Source organism: Phocaeicola sartorii JCM 17136 = DSM 21941 (assembly GCF_054653615.1).
The window spans coordinates 3,100,124-3,123,000 of record NZ_BAAIFW010000005.1; the positions used below are offsets into that span (position 1 = coordinate 3,100,124).

Here is a 22,877-nt window from a genome sequence, read left to right on the forward strand (position 1 = left end):
TTACTCTTTTGTTATTCAATCTCTATTTTTTGTCCGCGATGCGTCAATGACACAAAACGCACTCCATGCGCTTCGGCAAAGTCGCGGAAAGCATTTGCCCTGGCATACTCCGGTGTGAAATGCATGGGTACAAAGATATGAGTTTTTATCTTTGTTACAAACTGTCCGGCACCCCGCATATATTCTTTTCCCAAACGGGGATCAACGGGAAACAGGGCCACATCCACTTCGGGCGTATAGGCGTAAAGATCGTCCAGTTCATGCAGGAAATTCTTCTCGGCTCCCTTCCACTCCGCCTCGGTACTCTCGTCCATCCAATGCCAGTTGTTCAAATCACCGGCATGAAAAATCTTCTTTCCACCTGCTTGAAGCAAAAACGAAACTCCCACATCCGTGGAACCGAAAGCACGCACACGTAATGTTTCATCCTTATACTCTTCTCCCTTTTTCAACCAAATAGCATCTTCTTTCTGCGCCCTGCGATGACGCAAGATGTCTTTCGAGAAAATAAAGACGATATCCGGCCGCTGTTCACGCCATTGCAATACCTCTTTATTAAAATGATCCGGATGAAAATGGCTGGCCAGCACGTACAGTTTTCCGGGACGCCGCAATAATTCGCCGTGTACGATTCCCTCCGGCATCCCGGCCTCTTGATGGCTGAAAGTCCCATCCATCAGCCGGTTCAAATCCGCCTGCGCCTGTCCATCCTCCGAATCACGGTAATAATCCATGATTACGGTAAAGCCATCGCCCAACAAGGCGAATCCACTATGATATATATAAATAAGTTCCATATCCATACAACAAATTTATTTACCGATAGGTTGTACCTGCGCACGGGTCTTTTTATCTATCTCCAGGAACATATAATTCACTTTACCCGAATGTATCAGGGAGTCATTCTCCCGGTATTTCCTCGTAGCGTATTCCTTTGATTTCTCGTAGGTCAGTTTCGACATCTGGTTCTGGGATTTGCCTACCATGGTAGAATCGAGCTTCTCGTCCGGAAAGAAATCATCCAGATTCACATCCCCTATCATCGTGGTTTCCAGAAAGTTCATATTCTTATGCGATTTGTCTGTGTAATAACCCACAAACATGTGTCCCGGAATACGCACCAGGATCGGATTGATATTGATGGCTTTCATCAGTGAAGCCAGCAACACGCTGCCGTCCACACAGTTGATCTGCGAGGATTCCAACGCATCGTCCAAAGTACGGACGCGCTGTGTATAAACCACATTGGACGAAAGACTGGTATTGGTGGTGGAGCTATACTTAAAATTCCGCTTCTGCAACACATGCCACAATGCATAGACCTGTTTGTCCACATTCTCCGACTGGCGGGCATTACCTTGATACCCAAGAAAGCGATTGACGATACGTGTATCCAAGGCCTCACGCAATAATTTGTCAATCTGCGGATGCTCCTCGTTGACATAGGCTGCAAAGAACTCTCCCGTATCGTGAAACTTCATTTTATCGTCCACGTATCCCAAAGGGCACTCGTTAATACTGCGCATCGAAATGGTTTTCAAACGCTGTGGAAGCTCTTTCTTATTCAATTCCACCTTGACGGAGATGCTAACGGGCACTGCCTGATTATTATCACGCAAAGCCTGATAGTTCCATATAATATCCGGGAAAACCAGATATTCTTTCCCCGCCCGGGGTAAAATAAACTCGGATACGGACTGAGAGAAAAAAGGAGTCTCGGCCACTTCTATACGCAATTTGCTATTGGCATAACTGTTCTTCAGCCGGATGGCGATACAGGATTTAGGATTTCCGATATAATCGGAATCGGCCGGTACGATTAAATTGGCATCTGTGGTTGCGGTAGAAAGAATGGTTGCAGGGAAAATATTACCCCCCAGCTGGTCGGTAATCTCGAATCCGGATTTAAAAGGCTCATACCGATAAATAAAGACTGAAAATGCCATTACCAGTATAGCAGATAATATTAATGTGGACCATTGCCACTTGTCCAGTTGTTTCATATTCCACTTTTCTACGCTATCTGTCAATCAGTTGTTTTTATGATTCCCCCTCCACCGTCACTCGCTACAGACTACACTGATTGACACAGGTTCCATATAAAAGACATTGATCTTCAATAGAAACGTTCTGTATCAATCCGTGCAATCTGTGGTGAGAGACTCATTATCTCACTGCAATGCTCTCAATTTCCACCAATGCTCCTTTCGGCAAAGCCTTAACAGCTACAGCAGAACGGGCAGGGAAATCCCCTTCGAAATACTTGGCATAAACAGCGTTCATTTCAGCAAACAAAGACATATCTGCCAAAAACACGGTTGTTTTTACGATATTAGCGGTAGTCAGACCGGCTTCTGCCAATACATTCTTGATATTCTCAAAAACCTGGGTAGTCTGTTCAGTCACTCCGCCCGGAACAAATTCACCGGTAGCAGGATCAACAGGAAGCTGACCTGAAAGGAATACCATACCATTCACTTCAACTGCCTGACTGTAAGGACCTATAGCGGCAGGAGCCTTTTCTGTAAAAATCACTTTTTTCATCTTTTCTCTATTTATAGTTAAGTAAAAATCAAATTTGACGGGCTAAATTAGTACTTTTTCCGCTATTTCATGCAGACTCTACTGAACAATCTGATCTATTTTTACGTTCATTTAACATCAGGGTTTTCACAGACAGAAAGGATGTTTCCAAGCGTCGTTTTTTTTATTAATTTCATTAAATTCGGCAAAAAAACTTCTGTAATATGCATGAGATTAAAAAAAAATATCTACTTTTGTCCTCGGTAAATACGTCTGCCCCCTATCCGGGAAAGTCTGTTTACTTCCTGATAACAATCAAAACAACATCAATCCCATAATCGTAATTATGAGTGCATTTCCCTCTTCTAACACATTTTTGTGTAGATTGCGCTCCTTAATTATACCATTAAAAAGATTATAAAGAAATATATTACTAATAACTATACTCTATGTATAACATTATTCAATTAAACGACAAAGACTTGTCGGAATTACAATCGATTGCCAAAGAGTTGGGTATCAAGAAAACAGACTCTCTAAAAAAAGAAGATCTGGTTTATAGAATTCTGGACGAGCAAGCCATAGTCGGAGCAACCAAAAAAGTAGCGGCGGAAAAAGCCAATGAAGGTCAGCCACGCAAAAGATCACGTATCAACGTTAAAAAAGAGGGTGACAAAGTATATACTGCCACCAAAGACAAGGCACAGAAGCTGGAGGCCAATACCCCGCAACCTGCCTCCGCAACTGCCGAAACGGTAAAAGAAGCTGCTCCGGCAGCGGTAACACCTCCAACGGAAGCCGTGGCCGAGGCAAGCGCGGAAGAAAAAACACCTAAAAAAAGAGGACGCAAGCCGGGTAGCAAGAAAGTAACAGCCAAGACAGAAGAACAACCTGCAACGGAAACAAAAGAAACCGTAAAAGAGGAAGTGAAAGCTGAAGCACCTGCGAAACCGAAACCCCAAAAAGCAAAAAAAGAGGAAACACCGGCTACTCCCAAAGAAAAAGAAGTGATTCTTCCCGAGCTGGAATTCAGCGGTGAAACAGAGGATTTTATTCCCATCGAGGATCTTCCTTCAGAAAAAATAGAACTGCCTACTGAATTGTTCGGCAAATTTGAGGCTACCAAAGTAGAAACACCGGCTCCGGTACAGACACCGGCCCCCAAATTCCAACCACGCCAGCAGCGCGATCAAAATCAGAAGTATAACAATCCGCGCAACAATAATTATAACAACCCGCGTCAGGCAAATAACAATAATAACAATACGGCAGCTGAGGGAGAAGCACCTGCCAACATTCCTCAACAACCGGAACGCAAACAGGTGGAAAAGCCTTACGAATTTGAAGGCATCCTGACCGGCACCGGAGTATTGGAAATCATGCCCGACGGTTATGGGTTCCTCCGTTCCTCCGATTACAACTATCTTTCCTCACCCGATGACATTTACGTTTCACAGTCACAAATCAAACTGTTTGGTTTGAAGACCGGCGATGTAGTGGAAGGTTCTATCCGTCCGCCGAAAGAAGGTGAGAAATATTTCCCGTTGGTCAAAGTGGAAAAGATAAACGGTCTGGATCCCGGACTGGTACGTGACCGCGTTCCGTTTGATCACCTGACCCCGCTGTTCCCCGATGAAAAGTTCAAACTTTGCAAAGGGGGATATAGTGATAACCTTTCCGCCCGTGTGGTAGATATGTTCTCACCTATCGGTAAAGGACAGCGTGCTTTGATTGTGGCACAGCCCAAAACCGGTAAGACAATCCTGATGAAAGACATCGCCAACGCCATCGCAGCCAACCATCCGGAGACTTACATGATCATGCTGCTTATTGACGAACGTCCCGAAGAAGTGACAGACATGGCGCGCAGCGTCAATGCCGAAGTAATCGCCTCTACTTTTGACGAACCGGCAGAACGCCACGTAAAGATTGCAGGTATCGTACTGGAAAAAGCGAAACGTATGGTAGAATGTGGTCACGATGTGGTAATCTTCCTCGACTCTATCACCCGACTGGCACGTGCATACAATACCGTCTCTCCCGCTTCCGGCAAGGTATTATCCGGTGGTGTGGATGCCAATGCCCTGCATAAACCCAAACGTTTCTTCGGTGCTGCCCGTAACATTGAAAACGGTGGCTCGCTGACCATTATCGCAACCGCACTGATTGATACCGGTTCCAAGATGGATGAAGTGATCTTCGAAGAATTTAAGGGTACAGGTAACATGGAACTCCAGCTGGACCGCAACTTGAGCAACAAGCGTATCTTCCCGGCAGTAAACATCGTTGCATCCAGCACCCGCCGCGACGACTTGCTGCTCGACAAGACTACTTTGGACCGTATGTGGATCCTTCGCAAGTATCTGGCAGATATGAATCCTATCGAAGCGATGGATTTCGTAAAGAGCCGTCTGGAGAATACCAAAGACAACGAAGAGTTCCTGATGAGCATGAACTCATAAGAAATAAATCTTTTTTAATAAATGACACAGGCTGTACCTTTTCATCAAGGTATGGCCTGTGTTTTTTATAGTAAGAGAATAATACTTGGGTACAAAAGCAGATTCCTTCCGTCTGATTAGAAAGACCTTTAAATCTGGAGAACCCATGAAAACAAAAATGATCTGCTTTATCGCATTTATCAGTTATTCCTTTTATTTAACCGCTGGAGATATTTATGTTTCTCCTTACGGTAACGACAAAGCTGCCGGTACACGCCAATCTCCCCTCCAGACTCTGGAACAAGCAATAAAAAAAGCGCGCGAATGGAGAAGGCTGCAATCACCCGAAATAGCAGGAGGAATAAATATCATCCTGGAAGAAGGAATATACCAACCAAACAAACCCCTGTTTATCCGTCCCGAAGACAGTGGGACATCGGAATCTCCCACCATCATTACAGCTGCTCCCGACGCCCGCGTAATCCTAAGCGGCGGCGTACCTGTGACAGGTTGGAAACAAGGATGCGAAGATACCAGAATACCAGAAACTCTTAGAAAAGAAATATGGGTAGCCGAAGCTCCCCGTATGGGAAACAGGATATTGGAAACCCGACAAATGTGGGTCAACGGAGCAAAAGCACAGCGGGCCGCACAGTTTCCCGACGGAGTAATGGAACGCATGATTGATTTTAACCCTGAAGAGGAGACGATCACCATCCCCACTCCACAAACAGCAGGGTTGAATGCCGCTTCACAAGTAGAGATGATCGTTCACCAACGTTGGGCCATCGCCATACTGAGAGTGAAGGAAATGATTGCGGAAGGGACAAATACAATCGTCCGTTTTCATGAACCCGAAAGCCGGTTGGAGTTTGCCCATCCCTGGCCTCAACCGGTCATTGACGGAGAAAAAGGAAACTCCTCCTTTTGTCTGGTCAATGCTCTGGAACTATTGGACCAGCCCGGAGAATGGTATCAGGATTATCCTTCCGGACGCATCTATTATTACCCGCGTCCTCACGAAGACATGACGAAGGCGCAAGTCATTATTCCCGCTTTAGAGACTTTACTGACTATAAGCGGAACATTGGAACGCCCGGTAAGGAATATACGTTTTCAAAATATATCTTTCGAACATACTTCATGGATGCGCCCCTCCTATCAAGGACACGTTACATTGCAAGGAGGTTTCCATCTGCTGGATGCATACAAACTACAAATACCGGGGTTGCCCGAAAAAGCCGAACTGGAAAACCAGGCATGGATAGGCCGACCGGAAGCAGCGATACAAGTGAAATGCGGCAGTCACATCGACTTCGACCATTGCACGTTCCAGCACTTGGCGGCTACGGGAGTAGACTATGAACGGGCCGTTTCAAATTCAGTGATCGAGAACTGTCTTTTCACGGATATAGGCGGCACGGGATTGCTGGTCGGCACCTTTCCCGATGGAGGATTTGAAACCCATGTGCCTTATAAACCTTTTCATGAACAGGAATTATGCACGGGAATCACCATACGGAATAACCTGATTGAGGAAGTGACCAATGAAGATTGGGGAGGTGTAGGCATCGGTGCCGGATATGTAAAGAATATCCATATCGTACATAATGAAGTCTGCCACGTCAATTATTCAGGTATCTGTGTGGGCTGGGGATGGACCCTGCTGGAAAGCGGAATGAGCGGCAACCGGATTGAAGCCAATTACGTCCATCACTTTGCCCGGAGGCTGTATGATGCAGGAGGACTTTATACCCTCTCCAACCAACCCGGTTCCGTGATGCGCAATAACCGGATTGAACAACTGATTAACGCGCCCTACGCTACTAACGACCGTGCGTTTTACATCTACTTCGATGAGGCGACGGATGGCTATACCGTAGAAAATAACTGGTGTCCGTCCGAACGTTTCGACTCCAACCGCCCGGGACCTCATAATGTATGGAAAAAGAATGGGCCGCAAGTAGATGAAAGTATCAAGCAAAAGGCCGGCAGAGTCGCTGTAGGTGGGGTGTCACAACCAAGAATCATTATAAAAACGAAATAACAAAAAGAGAATGAAACCAACCAATTACCACTTATTCGATTTTCTGGACTTTGATCCCGATCTGTCAAGAGACGAATCATTATGGAAAGCATACAAACCCACCTCTGTCTATGAAAAAGACGGGGATATCTGTATAAACGTCCCTTTTCAAAAGCAAGTGCTCTCTAACGATATGGCGCCCGATACGGCATCGCCCCGTGAAGAATATACGCTGGTTATCCGTCAGTACACCTCAGGTATCACCCGGCTCTTTATCGGATTCGGTGAAGAAAGCATGACGGACCAGTCGGAAATGCTCCAATTCAGTGACCGGGTAAAGAAACTCCCTTTGCAAGTGGCACAAACAGAAGGCGAATGGGTGATCTCTACCCAAGACGGAATCCAACGGGCACTTATCCATGTAAAGTCCCCGGTACTGGACCGTTGGAGCGAACTCCTGCCCGATCCTCAAGAGACCTTGGATCTTCGCCTTTACCCCGACGGCAAACGTGAAATCCGTCTGGCTGCCTACGACCACTTCTCCCCTCCCCGTTACGATGCGCTGCCACTGGCTTTCTGCAAACGAAACGGAGTGAAGGAACGTGCCACCCTTTCCTTTGAATCAAAACCCGATGAATGTTTTGCCGGAACAGGGGAACGCTTTGCCAAAATGGACTTAAGCGGACAAACTTTCTTCTTAAAGAACCAGGACGGCCAAGGCGTGAACAACCGCCGTACCTATAAGAATATTCCTTTCTACCTCTCCAGCCGGATGTATGGAACATTCTATCACACCTGTGCCCACAGCAAACTGTCACTGGCCGGGCAGTCCACCCGCTCGGTACAGTTTCTGAGCGACCAAGCCATGCTGGATGTCTTCGTCATAGCAGGCGACACCATGGAAGAAATCCTCCGGGGTTATCGGGACCTGACCGGATATCCTTCCATGCCTCCCCTCTGGAGTTTCGGCATCTGGATGAGCCGCATGACTTATTTCAGTGCTGATGAAGTAAATGAGATATGCGACCGGATGCGTGCCGAGCATTACCCCTGCGATGTCATCCACCTGGATACCGGCTGGTTCAAGACCGACTGGCTCTGCGAATGGAAATTCAACGAAGAGCGCTTTCCCGATCCCAAAGGGTTCATCCAAGGGCTGAAGAAAAAAGGATATCGCGTGTCCTTATGGCAACTCCCCTACGTGGCAGAGAACGCCGAACAGATAGACGAAGCACGCCAAAACGATTATATAGCTCCTCTGACAAAGAAACAAGATTCGGAAGGTTCCAATTTCTCGGCTTTGGACTATGCCGGAACCATTGACTTCACTTATCCCCAAGCAACCGAATGGTATAAAGGACTGCTGAAGAATCTGCTGGATATGGGCGTGACCTGTATCAAAACCGATTTTGGAGAAAACATACACATGGATGCCCTCTATAAAGGCATGAAACCCGAATTGCTGAACAACCTGTATGCATTGCTTTATCAGAAAGCTGCCTACGAAATCACAAAAGACGTAACCGGTGACGGCATCGTATGGGCACGCTCGGCATGGGCGGGATGCCAACGCTATCCCCTGCATTGGGGAGGCGACTCATGCAGTTCATGGGATGGAATGGCAGGCTCGCTGAAAGGCGGCTTGCATTTCGGGCTTTCCGGCTTCGCCTTCTGGAGTCATGATGTCCCCGGATTCCACACATTGCCCAACTTCATGAACTCTATAGTGGACGATGACGTATATATGCGCTGGACACAATTCGGTGTATTCTCCTCCCACATCCGTTATCACGGGACAAACAAACGCGAGCCGTGGCATTATCCCGCTATCGCACCCATGATAAAAAAGTGGTGGAAGTTGCGCTATACGCTTATACCTTATATTGTAGAACAAAGCCGGAAGGCCATCGCAAGCGGAGCTCCTCTTTTACAGGCTCTCATCTATCATCATCCCGAAGACAAACTGTGCTGGCACATAGACGATGAATACTATTTCGGTGACGACTTTCTGGTAGCCCCGGTCATGAACAGCGAGAACCGACGGGATGTCTATCTGCCCGAAGGAAAATGGATAAATTTCTTCACAGGTGAACGCTTGGAAGGAGGACGCTGGCTGAAGAATCTGGATATCCCCTTGGACGAAATGCCCGTATATGTACGTCAAGGAGCGACCATCCCCGTTTATCCGGATGAAGTGGAATGCACGGACGAAATGGATTTAAGCAAAAGCACCGGTCTGCACATAGGCCCTCATTTTAAAGGAATATTTAAAAACTGACGAATATGGAAACTTGGAAAACGAATTTAGACGAAACAAAGAAACGATATATAGATTGGTGGAACCATAAAGGAATCATACTGAACATGTGGGAGCACTTTCAGGAAGGTGTGAAACCTCATGCGGATATCCCTGCACCCTCCCCGGCAAAAGACCTGAATCAGAAATGGTTCGATCCGCAATGGCGTGCAGAATACCTGGACTGGTACGTGGCACACAGCAGCCTGAAAGCAGATATCCTGCCGGTAGCCAATACCCAGTTAGGTCCCGGTTCATTGGCCGCCATCTTGGGCGGCGTGTTCGAAGGAGGGGAAGATACCATTTGGATTCATCCCGATCCCGATTTCAACGATGAAATTGTTTTCAATCCCGAACACCCAAACTGGATATTGCATAAAGAATTGCTGAAGGCATGCAAGGCGAAAGCAAACGGCCACTATTACGTAGGAATGCCCGACTTGATGGAAGGACTGGACGTACTGGCCGCCTTGAAAGGTACAGACAAAGTTTTGCTGGATACCGTGATGCAGCCCGAAGTGCTGGAACAGCAAATGCAACAAATCAATGATATCTATTTCAAAGTCTTTGATGAACTTTACGACATCATCCGTGAAGGGGACGAAATGGCTTTCTGCTATTTTTCTTCATGGGCTCCCGGTAAAATGAGCAAATTACAAAGCGATATTTCTACCATGATCAGCGAAGATGATTATCGTCGTTTTGTACAACCCTTTATCCGCGAACAATGTCAAAAAATAGACTATACCTTGTATCATCTGGACGGTGTGGGCGCCATGCACCATCTGCCCGCCCTTCTTGAAATTGAGGAACTGAATGCCATTCAATGGACTCCGGGCGTAGGTGAGCCACAAGGGGGATCATCCAAATGGTACGACCTTTACAAGAAGATCCTTGCCGGAGGCAAAAGTATCATGGCTTGTTGGGTAACCTTGGACGAACTGAAACCCTTGCTGGACAATATCGGTGCGGACGGTGTGCATCTGGAAATGGATTTCCATAACGAGAGAGAAGTGGAACAAGCGATGCGCATGGTCGAAGAATACTCCTCTTCTTCCTCTGACGTATCCAAAGAAGACCTTTCGAAAGAAGAAGCCACTGCAACAAAACAAGAAACAATCGTCGTCAAAGACTCCGCGACAGCCGGGAATGAAGCCTTGAAACCTTTGTTCAATGCCATTGTGGACGGAAAGCTGGAACCGGCCGTAGAAGTAACCAAGAAAGCCATCGCCGAAGGAGTACAGCCCCAGGAAATTATCAACAACTACATGATAAAGGCTATGGGCGAAGTGGGACAACGCTTCCAGGACGGAAAAGCGTTCGTGCCCCAACTGCTGATGGCAGGACGCGCCATGAAGGGAGCTTTGGAACTGCTGAAGCCTTTACTGCAAGGGAGTGCCTCGACCACCATAGGCAAGGTGGTCATCGGGACCGTGAAAGGCGACTTGCATGATATCGGCAAGAACCTGGTGGCTTCCATGCTGGAAGGTTGCGGCTTTGAGGTAATCAACATAGGCATAGATGTATCTTGCGACAAATTTGTGGAAGAAGTCAAGAAAAACAAGGCAGACATCCTGTGCATGAGTGCCTTGCTGACAACAACCATGACTTATATGCAGGAGGTGATCAACGCTTTGGAAGCAGCCGGTATCCGTCATCAGGTAAAAGTAATGATAGGCGGCGCTCCGGTAAGCCAGGGATTTGCCGATGAAATAGGTGCGGACGGGTATAGCGACAATGCCAATACGGCCGTAGCGGTAGCCAAGGAACTGATGGGGCTTCATCAATAAACGGAATATTCATCTTAATCTGATACATGAATTATGCACGCTAATTATTTAGATACGTTAGATTGGGGCATTCTTATTGCCTACTTTCTGATTCTTATAGGCATCGGTATATGGGCCAGCCTGAAACGCAAAAAAGGCAGCAGCCTTTTTCTCGCCGAGCGTTCCCTGAAGTGGCATCACATCGGTTTCTCCATGTGGGGAACCAATGTAGGGCCTTCCATGCTGATAGCCTCTGCCAGTGCCGGATTCACCACCGGCATTGTTTCGGGCAATTATGCCTGGTATGCGTTTGTTTTCATCTGCTTGCTGGCTTTTGTCTTTGCCCCCCGTTATTTGGGAGCGCGTATCACCACCTTGCCGGAGTTCATGGGGCGGCGTTTCGGACAGTCCACCCGCAACATTCTTGCCTGGTACACCATTGTGACAATCCTTATCTCGTGGCTTGCCCTGACCCTGTTTGCCGGAGGTATCCTTATCCGTCAGGTTTTCGATATTCCCATGTGGCAGTCGGCATTGATCCTGCTCGTTATCTCCGCATTCTTCACCATGGCCGGAGGGCTGAAAGCGGTAGCCTATACCAATGTATTCCAAATGCTTCTGCTTATTTTCGTATCGGCCACGCTTACTATAGCAGGGCTGTACAAAGTGGGTGGAGTCAGCGCATTGGCCGAAGCGGTTCCGGCCGATTACTGGAACCTGTTCCGCCCGAATGACGATCCCGCCTTCCCGTGGCTGCCCATTATTCTGGGTTATCCCATCATGGGAGTCTGGTTCTGGTGCACAGACCAATCCATGGTACAGCCTGTATTGGCTGCCAAGAATCTGAAAGAAGGACAAATGGGTGCCAACTTCACCGGCTGGTTGAAGATACTGGATGTTCCTCTCTATATCCTTCCGGGTATCATCTGTCTGGCACTCTACCCGGGCTTGAAGAACCCCGATGAGGCCTACATGACTATGGTCACTAACTTATTTCCTGTAGGCATGGTAGGGTTGGTACTGGCCGTATTGACCGCCGCACTGATCAGCACTGTCGGCTCTGCCCTGAATGCGCTGAGTACCGTCTTCACGATGGACATCTATGTCAAGAAATTCAGACCGCTTGCCAACCAGAAAGAGATCATCCGTACGGGGCATGTGGTTACAGTGGCGGGAGCACTGATTTCGGTGATCATCACCATTGCCATAGACAGTATCAAAGGATTGAATCTGTTCAATGTATTCCAATCGGTACTGGGATTTATCGCACCGCCTATGGCAGCTGTTTTCCTGTTCGGCATCTTCTGGAAACGGACTACGACCCGGGCAGCCAATGCTGCGCTTACAGTGGGCACGGCGTTCAGCATGGGAGTGGGTATCCTCTATTTATGGGTATTCCCTGCGGAAGAATATACGGCATGGCCTCATTTCATGATGCTGTCTTTCTACCTGTTCGTTGTCATCAGCGCAGGCATGATCCTGGTATCCTTATTGGATAAACACCGGCAGGAATGTACATTAAACATGAAGAAAGTCATGGAGAAGCCGGCTAAATCCGTTCTCATTGGATGGGCGTTGCTGATTATTGTCATGACAGGACTTTATATCTTCTTCAATGGATATTAAAACAAGCACCCCCTGCCTATATAAAAAATGATTTCCAACGCCTGCCGGATATGCGTCCGGCAGATGTTGGAAATGCATCCGGCACTTGCCGGACATGCGTCCAGCGCCCGTTGGACGGTGGGAAGACGAAGCTTCGCAGAGCAACTTGTCTAGTCGTATCGCCTATTTCTATAGGATGCATAAGCCATCCCACCAGCACATCATCCCGCCAACAGATGATGGTTCTGTTTATATCGGACTGATGATATTTACGTGTCACCGAAAAGCATAGACGGGCACTATCCTTTTCCTCCCCCCCGCTGCTTCCGCCTGTAACATTTATCGTACGTACAGAGACCGCAAGTATATTCCAGCTTACGGACATCCTCCCCCAGCCCTATTACTCCACTGACCGATTTTATAGGAAGCATCAAACTGGAATCTGTCAACCGGATGCCGCAAGGTTCCGCCGAAGGGAATAAGGGAAATAATTTCTTTTGTTCCGACACATGCCAGCCGCAATATCCGGGACTGAAACGGTTGGTATGCTTCCATCCCCTGTTGCGGATGTATTCATCCAAAGCGATTTCCATACAATCCGCAGTCTTCTCGGCTATGATACTTCCTATGGCATCCGCTATATAAATCTTTACCATATCCCCTTCTTGCTGCAACGTATGCTGGAGCCTTTCAAAACCGGTTCCGGCAGTCGCGGCAAAGAAAGCGAAGGATTCCGAACCACGCAGCTGCCGGGTGATTATTTTGCCTACACTGAAACACGTATCGCCGACAGAAAGCGAGTCTTTCGATTCATCCAACTCTCCACCGGATATGAAAAAACAAAAACGGGGAGAAGTAACTGCCTCCACCCGTTCCAGTACCCCACGAACTTCTTTTTCCACCGCTTCATCGGGCACAGCATCTGCATATCCCATCGCCTCATAGAGTTCGGACAATGGGACAGGCAGATCAGCAAAAGACAGTTCTTTTTCAAGCATTATTAAATTCATTTAATGCGGCAAAGAATGCATCAATATTTTCAGCCGGCGTATGAGGCGGTGTGTCACATCCGCTGGAAAGCACGAAGTTGGGATAGGACCGGGTAGCTTCCAGCAAATCGAGTGTGGCTTTCTTCATCTCCTCCGGAGCAGCCGCCTTGAACAGACTCACCGGATCAAGATTTCCCATTGCAAGGGCATCGCCAGGGACTTCTTTCAGCGCCTCCACCATATTTATCTTGTTCCCGAAATGATAAGCGGCGGCACCTGTGGCTACCATCGCCCGGGTACAATGTCCGGTATTTCCACAATTATGCAGAATGACCGTGAAGTGATCGTCCTGCACTTTCTCTACGATCTCCTTAATGAAAACAGACGAGTATTGCGTGCAGTCTTCATCAGACAATAGTCCGGCAGCCGGCTCGGCCATCACTACCCCATTCACTCCTGTGGCCTTCAGTGCCATGCAGTAACGGAGAATGAAATCCGAACATTTCTTCAACAGCGAATGGGCTGCTTCCGGATTGATATAAATAAGCATCATGATTTCAGACATGTCATACAAACGTCCTGCCAATGAGTAAGGACCGATGCAGCCGGCAAAGACGGGCCGGTCCGTAATGGCCTTGGCTGCCAGCATATTTGCTTTCAGGTACTGGGGGATTCTTCCTTTATTCAAGGCAGGGATTTCCAGTTTGTCAATAGCTCCTTCATCATTGAGAAGACGCCCCACCACACTGGGAACCTCATTTTCAGGGAAGACAATCTCCGCTCCAAAAGCCTCCGCTTCTACCGTCAGATCCATAATCACGGTTGCGGCGGCTGTGGGATATTTCTCACTCAATGCCTGGATGGCGTTGTAATGCACTTGTCCGTCAGTAACCGCATCGCGCACCGTTTTCCCTATCATCTCTATGCCCGGATGGGTCATGATGGGCATCGCCACCACTTCTTTCTTTTGGATAATTTCGTTTATCCACTCTTTCATATTCAGTTTACTCATGGTCTTTTTATATGTGTTCTATACTTACAAAGGTAAATCTTTTCTTGGAGAATCCATTGTGCAAAATGCTCTTTGTTATTCAAAAAACGGTATAAATCCCGTTATGATATTACAGGGATTTACACCGTTTTTCATTTGATAGACTTATGGCAATTTATACAAAAGATGACACCTGGAAATTAATTATATCCCTCATTCTGGCCGAATTCATCCGGATTCAAGATAGAGTCCAGGAACATCTGAGGAATAGGACGCCATGCGTGATGCGGTTGGATCAAAGGAATGTCCGGATTATGGGCTTTCACATATTCCACCAGTTTTCCGGTTCTCTTCAAATCAAACCAGCGCATAAACTCGCCACAATACTCGCGTGCTCTTTCTTCCAAAATAAAGTCGATCGTCATCTTGTCCGCTCCTACTTCCATTTCAGCTTCCTTACCCGGAACTGCCGCACGCCGGCGTATGTCATTGATACGTGCCCGGGCTATCTCCTTGTTTCCGCCGGACTTCATCATCTCACATTCGGCAACGATGAAATACATTTCGGGCAAGCGCATGGTAATCACATCATTTGCACCAACCTGCGAATTGGTGGGCAAGCCTCTGGATTCCAGACTTGCATCTTCGTACTTCAGCAAGGTCGGGAAGTGAATGTTAAAGTTGGCACTCTTGCTGACACTTCCATCGGCTGCATAGGTATCATCGATATCGACGACTGCGTATGGCAAGTTACGTTTGTCGGCCATCTTCTTCTTGGTGAAAAGCAACGCTGTTTCTCCCGGCTGAATAACCTGACCAACCATAGAGGAGGGTTTTTCAAAATAGTCCAACTGATCCTTAGTCCAGGCATAAGCTTGGGGGGTATTCAGTTTATACTCTTCACGGAACCAGGCATTGTAACGGGCATCTATATTCTCATTATACAATTCCAACAAATAACGGGTAGGCATCATCGCCATACTGCCCGACTTGGCATTCTTGTCATTTCCATATTCGTAATCCTGCACCATGCCTGCTCTTGCCGAATAACTGGCATGGAAGTACATGTGCAGACGGTTCGGATTTTTAGCCTGCATGTTCAATGATGACTCGGTAGAGTGAGTCACTACAAACATGGCCTCCTTATTCGTCTTGTTATTATTCGGGTCAAAGACTTCGTCAGGAGTATCATACAAGGATACTTTCAATGCGCTCTGATTATCAATCACATATTGAGCCGCATCCTCGGCCATTTTATAATATTTGTCTTTGTCCGACTGACTGTCACAATAAGAGACACGCGTCAGTGCGATACGCGCCAGCAAGCCGTAAGCCGCTTTTGAGGTGGCACGCCCTACGTCTTTAACAGGATAAGGATCGACGGGCAGATTATCCACCGCATTCTGCGCATCAGTCAACATTAAATCATACAAATCTTCATAGCTGCTGCGATGACAGCTCATTGAAAGGCTTTCGGCAGAAGTTTCTTTGGTTCTAAGATCCACATTACCGTAAATTTCAACCAAATGCCAATAAGCGTATGCACGCATGAAACTTAATTCACCAAAGCGGATGTCTCTCAGTTTTTTATCTTTGAAGTTCACCCGGTCAATCCGTTCCAAACCGGCATTACAGTCGTTTATAATTTCATACAGACGATTCCAAGTGTTCTTTATCTGACCCACCGAAGCCGTCAGCTCTTCGTATTTGGACATCTGGCGTCCGTAACCGCAATTGGCAATATTGATCCAAAGGTCGCCACCACCATTCAGCAACAACACAAAATCTTCACGTCCATAAAACTGACCACCCCAAAAAGCATAAGCCGAGTTGACGAGAGCATCAAAGCCCGCTTGTTCTTTGTACACATTATCCGGAGTACTTCCGGCAGGATTGTATTCCTCCAAATCACATGACTGCACGCCCAATAACAGCGCGGCACATGCAGCAAACATATATTTTTTACCGTATTTCATGATAGTTATTTCTTTTTTATTTGTTAGAAATCAAGATTCAAACCAAATATGAACTGACGCTGCAATGGAGCCTTGGCTGATCCTCCGCGTTCTGCATCGTAATCCTGAATCAAATGATTCTTGGCAAAAGAGAAGAGGTTATTGGCAGTAACATACGCACGAAGTTTGGACACGCCCAATTTGGAGATCCAAGATTTGGGGAACGTATAACCCAGTGATACAGTCTTGATCTTCCAATAAGAACCGTCAATGTAGTTCAACGACTCATATCCCAGATAGTTATAGAAATTGGTTTGAGCCGGACGTGGGAAATCGTTAGACGGATTCTCCGGTGTCCAATAATTCAAATAAGAAGGGAAGTTTCCTTTTCCTTGGGGATCGTACGCTCCTGCCAATTCATAATCAATCATCTGTCCCCAACGGGCGATAATATATACGTTCAAATCGAAATTCTTGTAACTGAAGTTATTGTTAAACCCTCCGGTCCACTTCGGTGAGTTACTGCCAATGTAAGTTTCATCCTTGTCATCAATAATATAGTCACCATTTAAGTCTCTCAACCGGATATCGCCTGGTTTGAAGGGCTGACTTTTCTTTGAGTCTTTAAAATATTTAGCAGCTTCCGCAGCTTCGGACTCCTGCCAGACACCTTCATTAATAAAGTAACGATAAGAACGTAAAGGACGACCAATCAACAAACTTTCAGTAATACGCTCAGCACCGATGATATCCTTACCATCAATCAAATCGGTAATTTCTTCATGATTGGCAGCAAAGGTAAGGGTGGAGTTCCACTTAAAGTTTTTGTTATCTACATTGACGGTATTTACCGATACTTCAATACCACGGTTCATGGTTGCACCGATATTTTGATACATCTTGAACGGAGTTGCATTACTACCTCCCATAGAAGTAGGCAAAGTACGGGGCAACAGGATATCAGTTGTCTTTGTCTGGTACAAATCGACAACCGCCGAAATACGATTGTTGAACAAACCGATATCAAAACCTAAATCCCAGGTGTTTGACATCTCCCAACCTACATTCTCATTACCTACATATTCATTGTATATATAATAGGTATAGCCATTGTCCTGGAAAGCAGAGTTTGTTTTCGGAGTCAAGCCCGACTGCGTTCCGTAAGCCATGATACCCGAGTTACCTGTCTTACCCCAACTCAATCGCAGCTTCAAGTTGCTAAGGGCTTCCACATTCTTCATGAACGCTTCATCACTAATGCGCCATGCAGCAGCTACTGAGGGGAAACTTGCCCATTTGTTGCCTTTTGACAAACGTGAGTCACCATCCCAACGATTGGAAACCGTCAGCATATAGCGACCTTTATAACTATAGTTGAAACGCAAAGCATACGAGAAAGTCTGATGCTGTATATAATCCGATCCGATGACATAAGAGCTTTTATCATTAGCCCCCAGATTATGCCATAAGTAAGAATCAACCAGCTGGCCTTCACCTTGTGCATTCACTGATGTATATTTGGATTGCGTCCACGAAGTCAATGCAGTGGCGCCCAAAGTATGATCTTTGATGGTTTTGTTATAGCTGATGATATTATCCCAATTCACAAAGCTCTTTTCGGAAGACTTGATTCTGGACTGTGAAGATGAATTCTGTCCCAAACGGTCTATAGAGCTTGCTCCTTCAAAATCCTGTTTACGATAGAAAGCATAGTTAGTACCCAGATTAGAACGTAAAGTCAATCCCTCAATGGGCGTAAAATCCAAATACCCATTGGCTATCAAATTGGTTTTCAGCACATGATGCCTTGCAACTATTTCCGAAGCCTCGTCCACCAACGGACTTACCTGTCCATTCTTTCCCAATGGATATTCCACCACTTTGCCATCTTCATCATACGCTTTACCAAGAGGTGCATTAGTTGCGGCACGCCATAACACATTCTCGGCACGCTCATCCTGTGCATAATGAGTGATTTGTGTGGTCGCTCCTACTTTCACGGTCTTGCCCAACTTGTGTTCAATGTTCATACGCAAGTTGTACTTATCCATTTTATCATTTTTGAAGGAACCTTTTTCCTGATAATATCCGGCAGACAACATCGCGGTTGTTTTCTCCGTACCTCCCGACGCTGTAACCTGATGGCTTTGGACCAGACCTGTATGAAGCACTTCGTCCACCCAATTGGTCCAGTCACCGTTCTGAATGGCCTGCCACTCTTCTACCGTGAAAAGCTTCTGGTCATCAGCGGTAGAACTCCACTGTCCGCCGGTACGGGCCGCTTCACGACGCACCTGCATATAGTCTTCCCCACTCAGCATATCAGGATATTGCGCCCAACCGTTGACACCAAAATAACCGTTGTAAGAGAATTTGGTCTTGCCTTGCGCACCTTTCTTGGTGGTGATAATGATTACCCCATTAGCACCTTGCGAACCATAAATCGCCGTAGAAGAAGCATCTTTCAACACTTCGATAGATTCAATATCGGCCGGAGCAATATCCGAGAAATCACCTCCCTGCATACCATCAATGATAAATAGCGGAGCATTGGCAACATTGTTACCAAACTCATCTTTCACATCGGACAGTGAACGCTGGCCACGAATATTAATAGTAACCCCCGAAGTAGCCTTACCTGAATTACGTACAATGTCCAAACCCGGAACCTGCCCCTGCAATGCCTCCATGGCATTAGATGCCGGAGATTTCACAATATCAGCCGCCTTCACTGAAGCAATAGAACCTGTAAGGTCACGTTTCTTCATCACGCCATAACCTACCACAACCACTTCATCCAAAGCCTGCGTATCGGCCTCCATTTTAATGTTCAGTTGATTACCTTTTCCCACCGTTACATCCTGCGTCTTATATCCTATATAAGATACGACCAGCACATTCTTACCTGAGGGAACTTCCAAAGAATAATTACCGTCAAAATCGGTAATCGTACCTACTGTTGTACCTTTCACCAATACGGAAACACCAATCAACGGCTCCCCTGTATCGTCTATGATTTTACCTGTAACAGTACGTCCCTGCTGGATAGACTGGACTAATTCACCGGCAACGGGGTCACTTGCATTTGCATACGAAAATGCAGACGGCATACATAAGGCCGCCGATAACCCTAAAATAATGGGAGTACGTCTGATAGAACTTTCCCAATTTTGTTTCGGACTTTTTTTCATGCTTTTTATTCTGTTATATTAGTTAACAAGTTTTTATTTTATCTCATTTATTTAAATGACGCATGCAAAAAGCCCCTGTACTCAAGCTTAATTATAAAAATACATTAAAACAAAAGTTTATTTTCTTTCGTTTTGTATTCATTTTAGCTGAATCATAAAAATAAATTTATTCCATTCACATAAAAAAGGGCAAAGTACTGTCGGAACTATCACCGACTTCGATGGAAACTTCGTTTTGGACGTTCCTGCGGGCAAGGGTATACTTGAGGTATCATATATCGGGTATAAGACTCAGGAAGTGGTCGTAGGCAAGAACGCTCAGATCACCATCAAGATGGAACCGGATACACAGGCGCTGGATGAAGTGGTGGTGATCGGTTATGGTACCGTCAAGAAAAGGGATTTGACAGGTGCGGTAGCGTCTATGAAAAACGAAGATGTGACAGTAGCCCCGACAACGAATGTAATGGAAGCTTTGCAAGGAAAGATTGCGGGTATGGATATTGTGAAGTCAAGCGGACAAGTAGGAGAAGATGTTTCTATTACATTACGTGGCTCTCGTTCTATTTACGGTAATAATGAGCCACTATTCATTATTGATGGTGTTCCTGGAAGTTATAACCAAATCAATCCTTCGGATATAGAAAGCGTGGATGTATTAAAAGATGCTTCTTCTACGGCCATCTATGGTTCAGCAGGTGCTAATGGTGTTGTTATCATTACAACCAAACGTGGAAAGGAAGGCAAGGCGACTGTGAATTTCGATGCCTATTATGGCTTTAGCGGATCGCCCAACTACAAGCATGGTATGACAGGAGATGAATGGGTTACCTATCAAAAAGAAGCATATAAATATAAAAATGGAGAATACCCATCGGATATGTCGGCACTATTTGGCAACCAAGCTTATACAGATGCCTATAATAATGGAAAATGGATTGACTGGGTTGATGAAGCCTCAGGGAATACCGCCACTACGCAAAAATACAGCCTGTCTGTATCAGGCGGCAGTGAAAAGACTAAAATATTCGCTTCCACGTCTTACAATAGAGAAGAAGGTTTGTTGAGTAATGACAATTTGAATAGATATTCGTTGCGGTTAAATATCGACCAGCAGATCTTCTCATGGGCGAAGATTGGTTTTACTTCCAATCTTGCTTATCAAGACAGGAATCAAGGCGTGAAGAATACCTTTACCAAAGGGCTTTCATCTTTCCCCTTGGGAGATGCTTATGATGAAAACGGAAAAATCAACCATGAATACATTTCCGGACAATACTCCCCACTCGGAGACTTTATTGAAGACCAATTCGTGAACAACACTCGTTCCACCTATCTGAATGTAAGCGGATATTTAGAACTTAACCCGATTAAAGATTTTACTTTTACCAGCCGTATCAATGGAACATTAAGCGATTCTCGCCAAGGACAATACTGGGGAAATCAGTGTAATGCCAATCGTCCCAGTTATGCGGGCTCACCACACGCTGCAATTACCAATAAAAATGCTTGGAATTATACTTGGGAAAATGTCCTTTCGTACAATACGACAATTGCCAAAGATCACAATGTCGGAGCATCGTTTATTACTTCATGGAACAAGAATCAAGATGAAAGCAGTCTGGCTGCCGCTAGCGGGCAAATGGTAGACCGTTGGTCGTTCTGGCGTTTGACTTCGGGTGCTTCGCAACATGTGGAATCTGATTTTGCGCAAACACAAAAAATGTCTTTTGCGGTACGTTTTAACTATTCTTATAAAGGCAAGTATTTATTCACCTTCTCGAATCGCTGGGATGGTGTATCACAATTCTCCGCAGGCCATAAATGGGATTCATTCCCTGCTGGAGCCGTGGCATGGCGCATATCGGATGAACCGTTCATGAATTCTACCAAAAACTGGTTGAGTAATTTAAAACTTCGTATCGGTTATGGTGTTACCGGAAACTCGGGTGGTGTAGGTGCATACGGAACAACGACTCAAGCTTACGTATATACAGGAAACGGGTTGACATTGAATGGAAATAACTCTTCGTTTACCCAATATACAGGAACTTATGGTAGCAAAGATTTAGGTTGGGAAAAATCCTATAACTGGAATGTGGGCTTGGACTTCGGACTGTTGGGAGGCCGTTTGGATGGCTCTATAGAATGGTTTAAGACAAAGACCGAAGGGCTGCTGTTTAAACGGACTTTACCTATTACCAGCGGTTTGACAGGATGGGGCTCTCCGCTGTCCATCTGGCAGAATATAGCAGAAACAAGCAATCATGGTGTGGAAATGACAATCAATTCTCACAACATCAAAACGAAAGATTTCAGCTGGGATACCACATTGTCCGTTACTTGGAGTAAAGAACAGATCGAAGAATTGCCTACCGGAGACTTGATTTCTGAGAATTTATTTGTCGGACAACCCATTAAGTCCATTTATGGATACAAGTACACAGGAATCTGGGGTACAGACACTCCACAAGATATACTGGATACGTATGGTGTAAAACCTGGTTTTATCCAAATTGAAACGTTGGAGAATGACGGTGATGGCGGAGCACATAAATACAGCACCAATGACCGTCAGATTTTAGGTCATACAAACCCCGATTGGATTATCGGTTTGAACAATACGTTTGCTTATAAGAATTTTGACTTGTCGGTCTTTGCCATGGCACGTTACGGACAAACGATCAACAGTAACCTGCTGGGCTATTACACCGCCGAGCAAAGTGTAACCACCAATCAGCTGGCAGGTGTGGATTATTGGACAGAGAGCAACCAAGGAGCCTATTATCCCGCTCCCGGTACTGGTTCCGAACAAAGTACAGTCTATTCGGCTTTACGTGTACGTGATGGTTCATTCATTAAGATAAAGAATATCACGTTAGGATATACTTTACCCGTGAAGGTGTCACGTAAAGCTCTAATGGAAAAATGTAGAATTTATGCGACAGCATATAATCCGTTCATTTATGTGAAAGACAAGCAATTAAAAGGTACTGATCCTGAAACAAACGGTTCGGATGCTTTCCCTACTTTCAGACAGTTTGTATTTGGAGTCAATTTAACTTTCTAATCATATAGCAGACATATAGAT

Annotated in this window: 14 protein-coding genes; 7 read left to right on the forward strand and 7 right to left on the reverse strand. The window is 45.9% G+C overall.

The genetic code is table 11. The annotated features are described in order from the left end of the window. Positions 1–11 precede the first annotated feature (11 nt). The 3 genes from ACYQ0C_RS13330 to ACYQ0C_RS13340 all read right to left on the reverse strand — a co-directional run bounded on the left by ACYQ0C_RS13330 (position 12) and on the right by ACYQ0C_RS13340 (position 2,544). Positions 12–803: an MBL fold metallo-hydrolase gene (locus ACYQ0C_RS13330; RefSeq protein ID WP_016276111.1), complete on the reverse strand. Its 792-nt coding sequence runs from the start codon at positions 801–803 to the stop codon at positions 12–14. A gap of 9 nt (positions 804–812) precedes the next feature. After that, positions 813–2,003, reverse strand: a complete 1,191-nt coding sequence (locus tag ACYQ0C_RS13335) for a hypothetical protein (RefSeq protein WP_016276110.1) — start codon at positions 2,001–2,003, stop codon at positions 813–815. Between the two features lie 163 nt (positions 2,004–2,166). After that, entirely contained in the window at positions 2,167–2,544 is a 378-nt protein-coding gene (locus tag ACYQ0C_RS13340; RefSeq protein WP_016276109.1) for a RidA family protein, read from the reverse strand. A gap of 428 nt (positions 2,545–2,972) precedes the next feature. On the opposite strand from ACYQ0C_RS13340, the gene rho reads away from it, so the two are divergent. From rho to ACYQ0C_RS13370, 6 genes are all read left to right on the forward strand, one after another. Beyond that, positions 2,973–4,985 carry a transcription termination factor Rho gene (gene rho, locus ACYQ0C_RS13345; protein WP_016276108.1) on the forward strand — a complete coding sequence of 671 codons (2,013 nt, stop codon included), beginning with the start codon at positions 2,973–2,975 and terminating at the stop codon, positions 4,983–4,985. A 145-nt stretch (positions 4,986–5,130) separates the two neighbouring features. Beyond that, a complete protein-coding gene (locus tag ACYQ0C_RS13350) occupies positions 5,131–7,011 on the forward strand; it encodes a right-handed parallel beta-helix repeat-containing protein (RefSeq protein WP_016276107.1) in 1,881 nt (626 codons plus the stop codon). Positions 7,012–7,021: 10 nt separating this feature from the next. Continuing rightward, on the forward strand, positions 7,022–9,268 hold the full coding sequence (locus ACYQ0C_RS13355; protein ID WP_016276106.1) for a glycoside hydrolase family 31 protein: 2,247 nt from the start codon (positions 7,022–7,024) through the stop codon (positions 9,266–9,268). Between the two features lie 5 nt (positions 9,269–9,273). Beyond that, positions 9,274–11,076, forward strand: a complete 1,803-nt coding sequence (locus tag ACYQ0C_RS13360; protein ID WP_016276105.1) for a corrinoid protein — start codon at positions 9,274–9,276, stop codon at positions 11,074–11,076. 33 nt (positions 11,077–11,109) lie between these two features. Beyond that, positions 11,110–12,681 (forward strand): sodium:solute symporter, encoded by a 1,572-nt coding sequence (locus ACYQ0C_RS13365; RefSeq protein WP_016276104.1) that lies wholly within the window; start codon positions 11,110–11,112, stop codon positions 12,679–12,681. 27 nt (positions 12,682–12,708) lie between these two features. Next, positions 12,709–12,834: a hypothetical protein gene (locus ACYQ0C_RS13370; protein WP_257205100.1), complete on the forward strand. Its 126-nt coding sequence runs from the start codon at positions 12,709–12,711 to the stop codon at positions 12,832–12,834. 125 nt (positions 12,835–12,959) lie between these two features. Here ACYQ0C_RS13370 and ACYQ0C_RS13375 read toward each other — a convergent pair whose 3' ends face one another. The 4 genes from ACYQ0C_RS13375 to ACYQ0C_RS13390 form a co-directional block, all read right to left on the reverse strand. Next, positions 12,960–13,658 (reverse strand): vitamin B12 dependent-methionine synthase activation domain-containing protein, encoded by a 699-nt coding sequence (locus ACYQ0C_RS13375; RefSeq protein ID WP_016276103.1) that lies wholly within the window; start codon positions 13,656–13,658, stop codon positions 12,960–12,962. Further along, entirely contained in the window at positions 13,651–14,661 is a 1,011-nt protein-coding gene (locus tag ACYQ0C_RS13380) for a uroporphyrinogen decarboxylase family protein (protein WP_016276102.1), read from the reverse strand. Before ACYQ0C_RS13380 ends, ACYQ0C_RS13375 begins: the two co-directional genes overlap by 8 nt. Before the next feature lie 179 nt (positions 14,662–14,840). Next, the gene (locus ACYQ0C_RS13385) at positions 14,841–16,616 is read right to left on the reverse strand and encodes a RagB/SusD family nutrient uptake outer membrane protein (RefSeq protein WP_016276101.1); all 1,776 of its coding nucleotides are present in this window, start codon (positions 16,614–16,616) and stop codon (positions 14,841–14,843) included. A gap of 23 nt (positions 16,617–16,639) precedes the next feature. Continuing rightward, on the reverse strand, positions 16,640–19,795 hold the full coding sequence (locus ACYQ0C_RS13390) for a SusC/RagA family TonB-linked outer membrane protein (RefSeq protein ID WP_032941674.1): 3,156 nt from the start codon (positions 19,793–19,795) through the stop codon (positions 16,640–16,642). A gap of 142 nt (positions 19,796–19,937) precedes the next feature. Here ACYQ0C_RS13390 and ACYQ0C_RS13395 point away from each other — a divergent pair, with 142 nt between their 5' ends. After that, positions 19,938–22,856 (forward strand): SusC/RagA family TonB-linked outer membrane protein, encoded by a 2,919-nt coding sequence (locus tag ACYQ0C_RS13395; protein WP_459976819.1) that lies wholly within the window; start codon positions 19,938–19,940, stop codon positions 22,854–22,856. Positions 22,857–22,877: the final 21 nt, after the last annotated feature.

What these genes read in the sequence shown, in the direction of transcription:
- ACYQ0C_RS13330 (WP_016276111.1), bottom strand. Translation starts at nt 803, where the DNA reads ATGGATATGGAACTTATTTATATATATCATAGTGGATTCGCCTTGTTG.
- ACYQ0C_RS13335 (WP_016276110.1), bottom strand. Translation starts at nt 2,003, where the DNA reads ATGAAACAACTGGACAAGTGGCAATGGTCCACATTAATATTATCTGCT.
- ACYQ0C_RS13340 (WP_016276109.1), bottom strand. Translation starts at nt 2,544, where the DNA reads ATGAAAAAAGTGATTTTTACAGAAAAGGCTCCTGCCGCTATAGGTCCT.
- rho (WP_016276108.1), top strand. Translation starts at nt 2,973, where the DNA reads ATGTATAACATTATTCAATTAAACGACAAAGACTTGTCGGAATTACAA.
- ACYQ0C_RS13350 (WP_016276107.1), top strand. Translation starts at nt 5,131, where the DNA reads ATGAAAACAAAAATGATCTGCTTTATCGCATTTATCAGTTATTCCTTT.
- ACYQ0C_RS13355 (WP_016276106.1), top strand. Translation starts at nt 7,022, where the DNA reads ATGAAACCAACCAATTACCACTTATTCGATTTTCTGGACTTTGATCCC.
- ACYQ0C_RS13360 (WP_016276105.1), top strand. Translation starts at nt 9,274, where the DNA reads ATGGAAACTTGGAAAACGAATTTAGACGAAACAAAGAAACGATATATA.
- ACYQ0C_RS13365 (WP_016276104.1), top strand. Translation starts at nt 11,110, where the DNA reads ATGCACGCTAATTATTTAGATACGTTAGATTGGGGCATTCTTATTGCC.
- ACYQ0C_RS13370 (WP_257205100.1), top strand. Translation starts at nt 12,709, where the DNA reads ATGATTTCCAACGCCTGCCGGATATGCGTCCGGCAGATGTTGGAAATG.
- ACYQ0C_RS13375 (WP_016276103.1), bottom strand. Translation starts at nt 13,658, where the DNA reads ATGCTTGAAAAAGAACTGTCTTTTGCTGATCTGCCTGTCCCATTGTCC.
- ACYQ0C_RS13380 (WP_016276102.1), bottom strand. Translation starts at nt 14,661, where the DNA reads ATGAGTAAACTGAATATGAAAGAGTGGATAAACGAAATTATCCAAAAG.
- ACYQ0C_RS13385 (WP_016276101.1), bottom strand. Translation starts at nt 16,616, where the DNA reads ATGAAATACGGTAAAAAATATATGTTTGCTGCATGTGCCGCGCTGTTA.